Annotated in this window: 10 protein-coding genes; 4 read left to right on the top strand and 6 right to left on the bottom strand. The window is 71.0% G+C overall.

Annotated elements, in window-relative coordinates; genetic code table 11:
• Position 1: 1 nt before the first annotated feature.
• The 6 genes from B0I28_RS19370 to B0I28_RS19345 form a co-directional block, all read right to left on the bottom strand.
• Positions 2-1663, bottom strand: coding sequence for a DUF2264 domain-containing protein (locus B0I28_RS19370; protein ID WP_181245864.1), 1662 nt, complete (start codon positions 1661-1663; stop codon positions 2-4).
• A 45-nt stretch (positions 1664-1708) separates the two neighbouring features.
• A complete protein-coding gene (locus B0I28_RS19365; protein ID WP_106365502.1) occupies positions 1709-2197 on the bottom strand; it encodes a MarR family winged helix-turn-helix transcriptional regulator in 489 nt (162 codons plus the stop codon).
• A 108-nt stretch (positions 2198-2305) separates the two neighbouring features.
• Positions 2306-3013, bottom strand: coding sequence for a DedA family protein (locus tag B0I28_RS19360; RefSeq protein ID WP_106365501.1), 708 nt, complete (start codon positions 3011-3013; stop codon positions 2306-2308).
• A gap of 71 nt (positions 3014-3084) precedes the next feature.
• On the bottom strand, positions 3085-5325 hold the full coding sequence (locus tag B0I28_RS19355; protein WP_106365500.1) for an MMPL family transporter: 2241 nt from the start codon (positions 5323-5325) through the stop codon (positions 3085-3087).
• 156 nt (positions 5326-5481) lie between these two features.
• The gene (locus tag B0I28_RS19350) at positions 5482-6096 is read right to left on the bottom strand and encodes an acyl-CoA-like ligand-binding transcription factor (RefSeq protein ID WP_106365499.1); all 615 of its coding nucleotides are present in this window, start codon (positions 6094-6096) and stop codon (positions 5482-5484) included.
• 71 nt (positions 6097-6167) lie between these two features.
• The gene (locus B0I28_RS19345; protein WP_106365498.1) at positions 6168-7196 is read right to left on the bottom strand and encodes a lactonase family protein; all 1029 of its coding nucleotides are present in this window, start codon (positions 7194-7196) and stop codon (positions 6168-6170) included.
• Between the two features lie 102 nt (positions 7197-7298).
• Between B0I28_RS19345 and msrB the strand changes: the two genes are divergently transcribed.
• The 4 genes from msrB to B0I28_RS19325 all read left to right on the top strand — a co-directional run bounded on the left by msrB (position 7299) and on the right by B0I28_RS19325 (position 13831).
• Positions 7299-7703: a peptide-methionine (R)-S-oxide reductase MsrB gene (gene msrB / locus B0I28_RS19340; protein WP_106365497.1), complete on the top strand. Its 405-nt coding sequence runs from the start codon at positions 7299-7301 to the stop codon at positions 7701-7703.
• A gap of 133 nt (positions 7704-7836) precedes the next feature.
• The gene (locus tag B0I28_RS19335) at positions 7837-9402 is read left to right on the top strand and encodes a serine/threonine-protein kinase (protein ID WP_106365496.1); all 1566 of its coding nucleotides are present in this window, start codon (positions 7837-7839) and stop codon (positions 9400-9402) included.
• Positions 9403-9689: 287 nt separating this feature from the next.
• The gene (gene hrpB / locus B0I28_RS19330) at positions 9690-12173 is read left to right on the top strand and encodes an ATP-dependent helicase HrpB (protein ID WP_106365760.1); all 2484 of its coding nucleotides are present in this window, start codon (positions 9690-9692) and stop codon (positions 12171-12173) included.
• Positions 12174-12766: 593 nt separating this feature from the next.
• A complete protein-coding gene (locus B0I28_RS19325; protein ID WP_106365495.1) occupies positions 12767-13831 on the top strand; it encodes a TIR domain-containing protein in 1065 nt (354 codons plus the stop codon).
• Positions 13832-14098 lie beyond the last annotated feature (267 nt).

Raw genomic sequence — 14098 nt, 5'->3', positions numbered from 1 at the left:
TTCAGCACGTACTTCCCCGGTTCGAGGACGCCCCGCAGGACCGGCAGGACCGTTGCGGGCCAGTACAGGTGCGTGCCGGGCATCGGCTCGATGAGGCCCGCCTCGCGCCCGGTCCCCGAGTCGATGATCTCCGTGCGCAGGCCCTGGCTGGTGACGAGGGCCTTCGACTCCCCGACCTGCGCGACGTGCCCCGATTTCGGGACGCACCAGCCGCCTTCCCCGGTGTAGAGCAGCGCCCGGTGTCGATCACGTGGACGCGGGCGTGCCAGCCGTCCACGGCCGCTTCGAGGGAGGTCGTGATCGACACGTCCTCCCACGGCTGCCAGTCGACGGTGAGGACGCCGTTCTCGTCGATCACGCCGTCGTCGGAGTCCTCGCGGCCCCGCCAGTGCCGCCCGTCCTCCGAGAGGTGCAGGGCCCCGTCGGGCACGGCCGCTTCGAGGCCGGGCCCGGCGACGGCGTGGGAGAACGCCGCGAGCGTCGAGTACGCGAACTTCCCGTATGCCGCCTGGCCGCCCCGGGCCCACGGGTGCCAGGCCTGGCCGTTCAGGCGCGTCACGTGCCCGGCGCGGTCGCGCACATGGACGGCGCGGGCGGCCTTGTGCGGCTCGATCACCGGGCCGGGGACGGCCTCGTCGGCGGTCCAGAACGGGTGCGCGGGCCCGGCCAGGAGCCCGATGAACGCCTTCGTGGCCCACCACGGGGACCCGGCGGTGAGGTACTGCTCGACGACGGCGTCGTTGGGGTAGGAGTAGCCGACCGTCAGGCGCCCTTCGGGGTCGAGCATCGGGCGGCGCCACCACCAGTCGAGGTGGCGGCGGGCGTGCCCGGCGGCCTCGGCCCACGGGACGGCCTCGACGTCGGCGGCGGCCAGCGCGCCCCACAGCGAGGACTGGGCGAAGCGGTAGCCGAGGCTGCGGCCGTAGGGGACGGAGGCGCCGTCGGCGGCGAACCAGGAGCCGAAGCGCTTCGCGAAGGCCGCGGCGTTCGGCACGTAGCGGTCGTCGCCGGAGAGCTTGTAGTGCAGAAGCGCGTAGGTGTGGAACGCGAAGGGGTTGTAGTAGTCGACGCGGCCGCCGGGGCCGTCCTCGAAGACCGAGTCGCCGAGGAGCATCTCCCCCATGCGCTCCAGGTGGGCGCGGGCGACGGCCGGGTCGGTCTTGACGCCGACGACTGCGAGGCCGTGCCCGGCGAAGACCGGGAAGTAGTGCCAGTTGGTGTCGGCGACCTCGGCGGTGTACGCCCGGCCGAGCCAGGCGGCGACCTTGTCCTTCGCCTTGGGGGCGAGGGGTTCCCAGAGCTTCTCGGGGGCGGCGGCGAGGCCCCAGCCGACGGAGGCGGCCTCGACGATGCGCTGGCCGCCGCGGGCGGCGTCGCCGATGTACCAGTCGTCCTCGTCGTCGAGGGCGCGGGCGAGGGCCGCGGCGAGGGGCTCCCACACGGTGTCGGGGACGTGGTCCTTGGCGGCGGTGAGGCCCCACAGGGGGCGGGTGAGGAGTTCGAACCAGTTCTCGCGGTGGGAGTGGTTCGACATGGTGACGGGCATCGCGCCCGGGCCCTGCACGGCCAGTTCGACGGCGGGCCTTCCTATGGCCAGCGCCGCGGCGCCCCATCCGGCGTGGGTCTGGTCCAAGGGCCCGAACGTGCGCTGCGGTGAAGTCACGCTGGCAGACGCTATCAACGCGCGGGCGGTCCTGCAACCCCGGCGTCAGTCCTCCTGGCAGGCGCCGAGGTTGTGTTCGAGGCGGGCGAGGACGGCGGCGAGGCGGTCGCGGTCGGCGTCGTCGAATCCGGCGCAGGTGATCTCGTCGAGGCGCCGCCAGCAGTCCTCGATGCGGTCGAGGAGGTCGCGGCCCTTGGCGGTGATGGCGACGACGGAGACGCGCCGGTCGCCGGGGTCGGGGCGGCGCTCGACGAGGCCGGTGCGTTCGAGGCGCTGGAGCATCTTGGTGACGGTGGAGGGGTCGATGCCGAGTTCGAGGACGAGGCGGGACTGGCGGGTGTCGCCGTGGTCGGCGAGGCGGCCGAGCATGACCTCCTGGCCGGGGTAGAGGCCGATCTCGCGCAGGAGGCGGCCCGCGGCGGCGCGGTGGACGCGTGAGACGCGGAAGAGGGCGTGGCCGATCCGCCCGGCGGGCTGCTCGTCGCCGCACGCGTCGGCGCCGGACGTCACGGCGGTGGTGCGGAGGGGTTCCATCCGGGCAGCGTATCAATCGTTGGCCGGCCAACAGTATTGTTGGCCGGCCACACTCCACAGAGCACACTGCGGGCCCGTCCGTCAGGACCGGCCCGCAGGGCTCATGGGTCACGCGGCCTGCGCCGGAGGGCACTCCCCCGGCTCGGCCTCCGCGGTGAACGCGACCGTCCCGGGCTCGGCCGCCGGGGCCGCCTCGATCGCAAGCGGCGCTTCGGGTTCGGCCTCGTCGGCGTGGGACTGCTGCCAGTGCCTGGCGACCCAGCCGAGGATGAGGCCGACCGCGAGCACCGTGAGGACCGACCCCAGCAGCGACTGGAGGCCCGGCCCCGCGATCCACGCGATGAGCAGGCCCAGGCTGACGGTGTACACCGCCCACAGGACGCCGCCGAGCGCGGCCATGCGCCCGTACGGCGCCCCGCCCGCCCCCGCCGCGATCCACGCGAGCGTCGTGCGCCCCGCCGGGAGGAAGCGCGCGATGATCGTCGTGCGGTAGGGGTGCTTCGCCACGCTGCCCTGGAGCAGCTTCTCCAGCTTCAGCACCGCCCCCATCACGGAGCGCTCCGCGAGGCGCGCGACGAACCGGGGCGGGCGCCGCCGCAGCCCGGCCCGCACCGCGCGGAACACCTTGTAGCCCATGAACTCGCCGAACCACGACGAGGACGCCGCGCCCACCAGGAGCACGCCGATCAGCCACGGGTTCCCGAACACGAGCCCCGCCGCCGCCGTCACCAGCGTCGCGCTCGGGAGCACGGGTGCGAAGAAGTCCGCGGTGATCATGCCGATGAGGATCAGCAGCGCCAAGAAGAAGACCGTCATGGGGTCCCCCGTTCACCGACACCCGCGGGGACCCGGGCCGGGGGTCGGCCCGAGTCCCCTCCGGGCTTCGGCTACTTGGACGCTCCGACGAGCTCGCGCTCGTCATCGGGCGCGTCGGAGGCGAGCCGCTGCTGGAGCCGCTCCCCCTCGACGTCCACGTTCGGCAGGATCCGGTCCAGCCACTTCGGGAGCCACCAGGCGCCGCGGCCCACCAGGGCCATGACCGCCGGGATGATCGCCATGCGGACCACGAACGCGTCGAACACGACCGCCGCGGCCAGCGCGAAGCCCATCGAGGCGATGAGCGACTCGGCGCTGAAGATGAACGCCGCGAACACCGAGATCATGATGAGCGCCGCCGCCACGACGACCCGCGAGGAGTGCCCGTAGCCCTCCGCGATGGCCTCCTTGGGGCTCGCGCCGTGCACGTACGCCTCGCGGACGCGCGTGACCAGGAAGATCTGGTAGTCCATGGCGAGGCCGAACACGAGGCCGATCATGAGGATCGGCATCATCGACATGATCGGGCCCGGCTGGTCCACGTTGAACAGCTCCGCGCCCCAGCCCCACTGGAAGACCGCGACGAGCGCGCCCAGGGCCGCGAACACGCTGAGCATGAACCCGAGCGTCGCCAGCACCGGCACCAGCAGCGAGCGGAACACCAGCAGCAGGATCAGCGCGGCCAGGCCCACGACGATGAGCATGTACGGCAGCAGCGCGTCGTTCAGGTTGTCGGAGATGTCGATGTTCAGCGCGGTCGCGCCGGTCACCGACCAGTCCGCGTCCGCGTCGTCGGCGAGGACGCCGCGGATGTCGTGCACGAGCTGGTTCGTGGCCTCGTCCGCGGGCGCGGTCTCGGGGATCACGGTGACCAGGAGCGTGTCGCCGGCCTGGTTGGGGACGGCCTGGCCGACCATCGCGATGCCGTCGATCTCGTTCAGCTCCGCGGTGACGTCCGCGGCGGCGGTGGCCGCGTCGACCCCGTCGTCGAGGTCGCCCACGATCATGAGCTGGCCGTTGAAGCCCGCGCCGAAGCCCTCGCTGATGAGGTCGTACGCCTGCCGCTGCGTGGTGTCCTCCGAGGAGGAGCCCGCGTCGGGCAGGCCCAGCTCCAGGTCGGTCGCCGGGTAGGCGAGCGCGCCGAGGCCCACGATGCCGACCAGGGCCACCAGGACCGGGTGGCGGGTGATGAACCCGGCCCAGCGCTTGCCGCCGTTCGGCTTCGAGCCGTGCACGCCCTCGGCGATGCGGCGCCGCTGGCGCTTGGTGAAGATCCGCTTCCCGGCGAACCCGGCGAACGCGGGCAGCAGGGTCACGGCGATGACCACGGCGATGAGGACGGTGACCGCGGCGGCCACGGCCATCTCGGTGAGGAACGGGATGTTCACGACCGACAGGCCCAGGAGGGCGATGATCACGGTGAGGCCCGCGAAGAACACGGCCGACCCGGCGGTGCCGACGGCGCGGCCCATGGCCTCGGCGCGGGCCCGCTTGTCCTCGACGCGGCCGTCCTTGGCGAGTTCGCCGCGGTAGCGCGAGAGGATGAACAGCGCGTAGTCGATGCCAACGGCGAGGCCGATCATCGACGCGAGCGTGCCGGTGGACTCGCTGACGTTCATGAACGACGTCGCGGCGAGGATGCCCGCGGTGGTGAGCATGACGCCCAGGACCGCGGTGATGATCGGGAGCCCGGCGGCCAGGAGCGCGCCGAACGTGATGACCAGGACGATGAGGGCCACGCCGATGCCGATGAGCTCGGTGGCGCTGGTCTCCGGCATCGCCTGGAGGACGTCGCCGCCCACTTCCACGCGGATGCCCTGGTCCTCGGCGTCGGCGACCGCGTCCTCAAGGTAGGCGACGGTGTCCTCGTCGAGCTCCATGGAGGGCTCGGCGTAGGTCACCTGCATGACGCCGATGGTCTGGTCCTCGGCCGACAGCATCCCGATCGGGGTGCCGTCGGGGCCGGTGGCGAGGGGGCTGGTCACGGACGCGACCTGCGGGGAGTCCTCCATGACGGCGGCGAGGTCGGCGATGGCCGCCGCGTTCGCCTCCGCGGTGAGGGCCTGCCCGTCCTCGGACTGGATGACGATCTGCGCGGACCCGCCGTCGGCGTCCATCTCGGGGAAGCGCTCTTCGAGGAGGTCGAACGCCTCCTGCGACTCGGTGCCGGGGAGCACGAACTCGGGGTTCGTCTCCTGCTGAAGGGTGGCGGCTGCGGCGCCGACGCCGCCTACGACGAGGACCCAGACGGCGAGGACGAGCCAGCGCAGTCGATAGGACCCTCTGCCGAGACGGTAGAGGAAGGTGGCCACGGTCGGGTGCTCCAATCGGATGATTGGCCGGCCCCGCCTAGGAGTCGGGTGTGTGGCGGCGGGACCGGTCGGGTGGTGTTCGCCGACGGCGTCGTCGGCGGCGGGTTTCCTGGTATTGCCTGTTCTTCAGTTGTGCTCTGGGGTCCGCGGGCGGTGTCAGTTCCCTTGGACGGGCGGCCGGGTGATGCCGCGTTCGAGGACGGCGAAGCCCTCGGCGATGGCCTCGGGGAGGGACCGGCCCTCCGGGTCGGCCAGCCAGTGCTCGGTCGTGGTCTTGATGCAGACCAGGGCGCTGCCGAGCACGAGGCGGGGGTACAGGTCGTCGACGGAGGTGCCGGTGGCGTCGGCGACGATCCCGATCGCCTCCTTGAACAGGGCCATGAACTGGCCCGACTGCTCCTTGATGAGCGAGGGCGACTCGTGGATGAGCTGCTCGCGGCAGCGCATCATCTCGATGTCGAACTTCTCGTCGAAGTGCATGGCGATGGCCGCGTCGCGGATCGCGTCCCAGACCGGCTGGGACTTCACGCGATCGCGCAGGTCGTCGAGGAGCGCACTGGTGGTCTCGTTGAAGTCGTAGAGGAGCGCGGCTTCCTTGGAGGGGAAGTAGTTGTGGAAGGTGCGGGTCGAGACGCCGGCGTCCGCGGCGATCTCGTCGGCCGTGACGTTCCCGATGCCGTTCTTCGCGATCGCGAGCCGGAAGGTCGCCGCGGAGAGGGCCGCCTTGGTGGCGGCCTTCTTGCGTTCGCGGAGCCCGGTCGGTGCGGTCATGGGGTAACCCTAACCGGGGTGCTCAGTGTTTACAAGATGCCCGAGGTGAAATTTTGCAGAGCATGCAGTTTTCAGGAGAGGGGGGCCACGCAAGTGACGCCGGGCACGGACCACTCGGTCACCGGGGCGCGCTCGCCGGTCGGGTCCACTCTCGTGACGGTGCCGCTGTGCTGGCACGCCACGAGCAGCGTCCCGTCCGAGGTGAGGACCGCGTCCCGCGGCCAGGCCCCGCCGACCGGGACCGAGCGCACCAGCGCGCTCGCGGCCGGGTCGACGACGGCGAGCTGGTCGGGGCCGCGCACGGTGATGTAGACGAGCCCGCGCTCGGGGTCGGGGACGACGGCCGCCGGGAGCGCCTCGGGGGCGGCCTCGTCGAGGCCGATGTCCGGCATGGCCGCGTAGTCGACGGCCTCGCCGCTGGGGAGCGGCACGGCCGGGCCGAAGGAGAACGTCGCGGCGCGCGAGTCCCAGGAGCCGACGGCGAACGCGTTCGCGAGCTCCCCGGCGATGACGGCGCGGTCGCCGACGAACGCGAGGTGCCGCGGGCCGAAGCCGGGTTCGAGCTGCGTGGTCGCGGCGGGGGTGAGCTTCCCGTCCTCGCCGAGGTCGAGCGCGTGGATGCGGTCCGAGCCGAGGTCGACGACGAGGACGCGCGAGTCGTGGCACACCACCTGGTGCGCGTGCGGGCCGGTCTGGCGGTCGGGGTGCGGGCCGGTCCCGGAGAGGCGGAACTCGTCGGCGGCCTCGCCGAGCGTGCCGTCCTCGCCGATCGGCAGGACCGCGACCGAGGCGCCCGAGCCGTCCCCGGCGCCGTAGTTGGCGACCAGGAGCCAGCGCCCCGACGGGTCGACCGTGGCGTGGCAGGGGTTGTTGCCGCCGGTGGAGCGGCCCTGCCCGGCGCGGTCGAGCGCGAAGTCGTCGCCGATGCGCCAGGCCCCGGCGAAACCGGGCTCGGTCTCGGTGAGGGTGTAGACCGCTTCGGGGCCGACGTGGACCCACGAGGGGTTCACCACCATCGCCGGCTCGCCGAGCCCGTCGGGCCCGGCCGCGACGAGGCCCGGGCCGCCTTCAGTGGTGTAGTCGCCAAGGAGGTACCGCATGGGCCCGATCCTAGCGGCCCCGCCGGGCGGCGGCGCGGGCTCGGGCTCCGGGTGTCGCGCGTCCCGGGCCGACACGGATTCCACGGCCTAGACTTGGGTCGCATGGGACGTGAGGACGACGCGCAGTGGCGCGAGAAGCTGACCCGCGAGGAGTACAAGGTGCTGCGCCAGGGCGGCACCGAGGCGCCGTGGACCGGCGAGTACGTCGACGAGAAGCGCCGCGGCGTGTACCGGTGCCGGGCGTGCGGCTCCGAGCTGTTCGCCTCCGAGACGAAGTTCGACTCCCGCTGCGGCTGGCCCTCGTTCTGGACCCCGCTCGCGGGCGACAAGGTGAAGCTGCTGGAGGACAACACGCTCGGCATGCGCCGCACCGAGGTGCGCTGCGCGAACTGCGACTCCCACCTGGGGCACGTGTTCTACGGCGAGGGCTGGGACAACCCCGACGACGCCCGCTTCTGCATCAACTCGATCAGCCTGACCCTGGAGCCCGCGGAGGACCAGGCGTAGAAGGACCGTTCGTCTTCGGCGCCAACGGGATCCATCCTCCGTTCAGGCGCCCCCGGCCGCGTGCGGGCGGGGAGGCGGCGCACGACTAAGCTCACCTTCGTGCCCTGCTCCCGATGAACGAAAGAGGCCGAGGGTGGAACCCGGGAACCTGATCGCTGGCCGTTACCGCCTAGAGCAACGCCTCGCCGCGGGCGGCATGGGCGAGGTGTGGCGCGGCACCGACACCCGGCTCAACCGCGTCGTCGCCGTCAAACTGCTCCACTCCGGGCTGTCGGGCAACGACCGCTTCCGGGCCCGCTTCCACCAGGAGGCCCAGGCCGTCGCCCAGCTCCAGTCGTCCGGGATCGTCGCGCTCTACGACTACGGCGAGGAGCACGCTCCCGAGGGGCTCGTGTCGTACCTCATCATGGAGCTCGTGCGCGGGAAGGCCCTCGACAACGTCCTGCGCGAGCGCAGGCGCCTGTCCCCCAACGAGACCCTGAAGATCATGGCCTCCGCCGCCGAGGCCCTCGACGTCGCGCACCAGGCCCACATCATCCACCGCGACATCAAGCCTGGGAACCTCCTGGTCGACACCGACGGGTCGGTGAAGATCGTCGACTTCGGCATCGCCGCCGCGAAGGGCGGCGCCGGGCTCACCGAGACCGGCACCGTCATGGGCACCCTCGCGTACGCCTCCCCTGAACAGCTCCAGGGCGCGCAGCTCACCGGCGCGACCGACCTGTACTCGCTCGGCATCGTCGGCTACGAGGCCCTCGCCGGGCGCCCGCCGTTCGCCGGGAACGAGCCGACCGCGGCCATCGCCGGGCACCTGACCGGCACGCCCGCGCCGCTGCCTCCCGACGTCCCGCCGCCGGTCGCGAACATCATCATGCGCTGCCTCGCGAAGGACCCGCGCCAGCGCTTCGCGTCCGCTGCCGAGCTCGCCCGCGTGTGCCGCGCCGGGGGCACGGGCGGCGGCACCACCGCGTTCCTCGCCTCTCCCCCGCCCCCGCCGCCCGCCCAGTCCACCCGCGTGATGACCCCGGCCGCGGGCGGCGCGGCCATGGGCGCGGGCGTCGTCGCCGCGCACACCAGCCCCATGCAGCAGCAGTCGTTCCAGGACGACTACGGCCCCGGCGCGGGCACCGGCCAGTACCGCACCGGCGGCGCCCCCGAGCGGCCCCTGCCGCCCCCGCGCGAGATGGAGCAGGCCAAGCGCAACCCGACCGGCCCGATCCTCATCGTCACCGCGGGCCTGGCCGTGATCCTCATCGCCGTCCTCCTCTGGGCCCCTTGGAAGGGCGACCAGGACGACCCGGCAGGCGCCGCGGAGGACCCGACCACCACGGCGGAGGCCTCGGAGGAGGACTCCCCCGAGGAGACCACCGCCGAAGAAGAGGACAATTCCGGCAACAACGACGAGGACCAGGAAGAGGAGCAGACATCTGAGGAGGACGAGCAGACCTCCGAGGAGGAGGACCTCGTCGAACTCGACGACTTCCGCAGCTGGGACGTCAACGACGCCCTCGACCAGCTCGCGAGCGACGGCTTCCAGAACGCCACCGCCGAACCGACCGCCCCCGAGAGCTCCGACCACGACACCTGCGAAGTCCTCTACCAGGAGCCCGAGAGCGGCGAGGACATCACCTACGACACCCCGATCGTGCTCGCCTACGTCGCCAACGACGACTCCTGCCCCGACGGCAACCTGGGCTGAGCCCCGACCACCGCAGCAGCCGCGACCTGCGAGGCAGGTCGCGGCCGTTGTCGCACCCCCCTGGCACCGTTGAACCGGGGGCGCTTCCGCGCGCCCGGTTTGCCCGGGAACCTCCGTTCACATTCGGCGCCGCGCCACGCTCGGCCCGAACGTCGCACCCTCGTGGCACCGTTGAACCGGGGGCGCCTCCGGATGTCCGATTTATCTGGAACCTCCGTTCACATTGCACCGCACACACCTCCCGGCCGCGGCCCGCCGCCGCGGCGGGCTCGGCGAGAATGGGCGGCATGCCGCAACCGCCCGTCCTGCCCGACCTGCCCATCCGGGCGTCGCTGCCCGCGCTCCTCGATGCCGTGGCGCGCACCGGGACCGCGGTGCTCGCCGCGCCGCCCGGGACCGGAAAGACCACGCTCGCGCCGCTCGCGCTGGCCGGGCTCATCGGGGACGGGCCGCCGCGGCGCGTGCTCGTCGCCGAGCCCAGGCGGCTCGCGACCCGCGCGGCGGCCGCGCGGATGGCGTCGCTCCTCGGCGAGCGGACCGGCGAACGCGTCGGGTTCCAGATCCGCGGCGAGACGCGCCGGTCCGCGCAGACGCGTATCGAGGTCGTGACCACAGGGGTCCTGCTCAACCGGCTCCTCGCCGACCCCGAGCTGCCCGGGACCGACCTCGTCGTCCTCGACGAATGCCATGAGCGCCACCTCGAAACCGACACCGCCTGCGCGTTCCTCATCGAGTCCCGCCAGGTCCTGCGCCCCGACCTCGGCCTCGTCGCCGCCTCCGCGACCGCCGACGTGGACCTGTGGACCGGCCTCCTCGCCGGTGACGCCGGCCCCGCGCCCGCCGTCGCCTCCGAGCCCATGCGCCACCCCGTCGCCATGCACTGGGAGCCCCCGCGCGAGCGCCTGAAGCCCCCGGACGGGATGCGCGTCGACCCGCGGTTCCTCGCCCACGTCGCGCACCTCGTGGACCGGGCCCTCGCCGCCGACAACGGCGACGCTCTCGTGTTCCTCCCCGGTGCCGCCGAGATCCGCCGCGTCGCGGAGCGACTCGGGCACCTCGATGCCGATATACATCAGTTGCACGGCTCGGTGCCGCCCGCGGAGCAGGACCGGGCCATGCGCGCGGGCGAGCGCCGCCGCGTCGTCCTCGCCACCGACATCGCCGAGTCGAGCCTCACGGTCCCCGGCGTGCGGATCGTCGTCGACGCCGGGCTGGTGCGCCGCCCCGTCGTCGACCACGCCCGCGGGCTCCCCGGACTGACCACGGCGCCCGCCTCGCGGGCCGCGGCGGATCAGCGCGCGGGCCGCGCCGGGCGCGAAGGACCCGGCGCCGTGTGGCGGGCCTGGAGCGAGGCCGAGCACCTGCGCCGGGCCGCCCAGCCCGTCCCTGACGTGGCCGCTGCGGACCTCACCGCGTTCCGGCTCCAGGCCGCGTGCTGGGGCACCGCGGTCGACGACCTCGCCCTCCCCGGGCGCCCGCCCGCCGGGGCCGTCGAGGCCGCCGAGGCCACGCTGATCGCGTTGGGCGCCATCGACAGCGATGGCGCGGCGACCGACCGCGGGCGGGTCCTCGCCAAGGCCGGGCTGCACCCGCGGCTCGCGCGGGCACTCGTGGACGGGGCCGCGCGAGTCGGGTCCGCGAAGGCCGCGGAGGTGGCCGCGCTCCTCGGACTCGACAAGCGCGGCAAGGGGGACGACCTCCTCGCGCAGTGGCGGCAGCTGCGCAGCGGCCGGGACCGGCAGTGGGAGCAGGAGGTGAGGCGCCTCGCCCGCGCCGTCCCGGACATCGACCGGCACGTGGGCGACGACGAGGCGGCGGCCACGGTGGTCGCCCTCGCGTTCCCCGAGCGGGTCGCCAAGCGCAGCGGCGGCCAGTGGCTCACCGCCGGAGGCACCGGCGCCGTCGCGGCCGAGGGCTCCTCGCTCACCGGCAGCGAATGGCTCGCCATCGCCGACGCCGACCGCTCCCCCGGCCGCGCCGCCGCGGTGATCCGCGCGGCCGTCCCGATCGACGGCGGCCTGGCCCGCGAACTCGTCGGCGAGGAGCTGGTGGAACGGGTCGAATGGGACCCCGAGCGGCGTGACGTGGCCGCGCGGTCCGTCCGCATGGTCGGCGCCATCGAGGACGCCTCGGAACCTGTGCGGGACCCCGACCCGGCGCTCGTGCGCGCCGCTCTCCTCGAAGGGCTGCGGCGCGAAGGGCTCGGGCTGCTCCAGTGGTCCGACGCGGCGCGGCGAATGAGGGAGCGGATGGCGTTCTGCCGCAAGGAGGTCGGCGACCCGTGGCCCGACGTGTCCGACGCGGCGCTGCTCGGGGGCACCGACTGGCTCGAACCGTGGTGGGACCGGGCGCGGCGCCGCCGCGACCTGGAGCGGATCGACACCGCGGCCGCGCTGCGGAACCTCGTGCCGTGGTCCGAGGACCTCGACCGGACCGCGCCGGTCCGGCTGCGCCTCGCCAACGGCTCCGAGGCCGCCGTCGACTACACGAGCGGCACCCCGGTCCTCAAGATGAAACTCCAGCTGTTCTTCGGCGCCAAGGAGATCCCGCAGATCGCGGGCGTCCAGGTCCAGGCCCATCTGCTCGACCCGGCCGGGCGGCCCCTCGCGGTGACCTCCGACCTGGCGTCGTTCTGGGCGGGACCGTACGCGCAGGTCCGCGGCGAGATGCGCGGCCGCTACCCCAAGCACCCGTGGCCCGAGGACCCGGCGGGCGCAGAGCCGACCGCATGGACGAACCGGCGACTCCGAGAGGCGGGCCCCGGCCGGTGAATCAGAACGCGACAGCACCCGAGCCCGTTCATTCCCTCTCAAGGCGGAAACGGCGGTTCGAATCCGCTCGGGAGTACATATAGATACACAGCTCAGGGGCCAACTCCGGTTCGCCCCTGAGTCAATCACCGGCTCTGTGATAGCACCGTGGTAGCAGGACCGACTGCCATTTCCGGTCAGCGCCCGTCCATCTCCCCCAGAACCCGACCCTCCGGCTCGACCCCATCAAGGAAGTCGAGCAGTTCCCTAACTGTCCCAGGACTGCCCGCCGATCTTCCGGATCGGAGTCGGAACTCACCTTCACGAGCGAGCCGTTCCGCAACCTTCCGCTTGATCCCAAGAGCCTGCGGCGCAGGCTCTAAGTCGCCGACCACCCCCCTGTCTCAACCCGCTCGCGAGCCCGGACCTCACTCTCATGGTTTGCGCCGCCACCTCCAACCATCGCTGTGTCCTCCTCACATCGAAGCACCTAGGGTCTCATCAAGACCGCGTGAAACCTGTATCTCACTAAACTGATACAACCTCAATCACCCCAAGTCTTTCAGTGCAAGGTCGGTACCCCACCACGACGATGGATCGGCCATAATCGCGAGATGGACCAGAAATTTGACTACGATATCGCCGTCTCCTTCGCGGGAGAGGACCGTCAATTCGTTCAGGAAGTTGTAGCTCAGGTAAAAGATGCCGGATATAAGGTATTTTACGATCAAGACGAAGAGGTCTCACTTTGGGGCGAGGAGCTTACCGAGTACTTTCCGAAAATTTACGAGGAGCGATCTCGATTCGCGGTTGTATTCGTATCGCGACACTACGCAGCAAAGCCGTGGACCCGACTTGAGAGAAGAAGCGTTCTTGTTCGCGCTCTAGATCAGCCAACGCCGTACATGCTTCCAGTTCAGCTAGATCGAACAACACTCCCCGGAGTGCGACCGACAATTAGCTATCTTGATGGAGAAAGACTTGGTGTAAACGGTATCGCCAACGCCATCCGACAGAAGCTGAGCGATTCCCCCGCAAGTGGATCTGGTCAATTCAACGGATACGTGCCTCGAAACGAGCACGAAGCGGCGACGCTTGTAGGCGAACGTCCAGATGGATGGGAATTCCTTCTCTATTCCTACTCCTTGGTCAAAGGGATTGAAAGTCTCCACGGCAAGTATCTCGATTATTCCATGGGCTATTCCAAACCGACCGAATTCATAGAGATATCGGAAGTCGGGAGAATTCTCGATCACGAAGCTGCCATCGTACTGAGCACAACGGAGAACTTCGAAAACGTCCTAAGCAACCGAATTCAGCAATCTGCATTTGGTGCGCCAGGAGAACCGGGGGATGTGCATCAGATTATCCACATGGCGGATCGCTACGTTTCGGTCTACGAGCAGTTCATGGACTGGGCATGGAGGCTTCGAAGCTACGCTACTAGGTCCAACGAAGCTCGAGACGCACTGAGAGCCCTCGCGTTCTACGCCGATCAGCCTATTGACCGACTCCGAAGCTTCGTCTACGAGTTCCGTGAGATTGCCGATACAATGCATTCACGACTTATCGCTGGCGAGAGCATCCATCTTACCCTTTCAATCAAACTCGAGATCTCTCCCGAATCGACCGCAAGGTTTGATTCCGCTATGCGGCGGCTCAGGCGCTCGATTCGATAGGATGCCCTCAGCGGTCCCCCGCGCTTAGACCTTTTTGCGGGAGCCGCAGCGAGCCTTCGTAATCCGAAAGGCTTGGCGTATAGGTCACGGTAGAGGGCGGTCGAGTCGGCCTTCGCGGCCTTCATCACTGCTTCGAGCCCGGCGCCGCTGAGCCTGATCCACTCGGTGGCGTCCTGAAAGCTCATGCAAAAGCCTCTTTCGAGTGACGCCGATACATCTGGAGTTTGAGCACGGTTTGCAGGGTCCGGTCGGCTTTGGGGAGGGGTC

This window comes from Glycomyces artemisiae, assembly GCF_003002955.1.
Taxonomy (GTDB): Bacteria; Actinomycetota; Actinomycetes; order Mycobacteriales; family Micromonosporaceae; genus Glycomyces; species Glycomyces artemisiae.
This window is presented reverse-complemented; position numbering and strand designations above follow the sequence as displayed.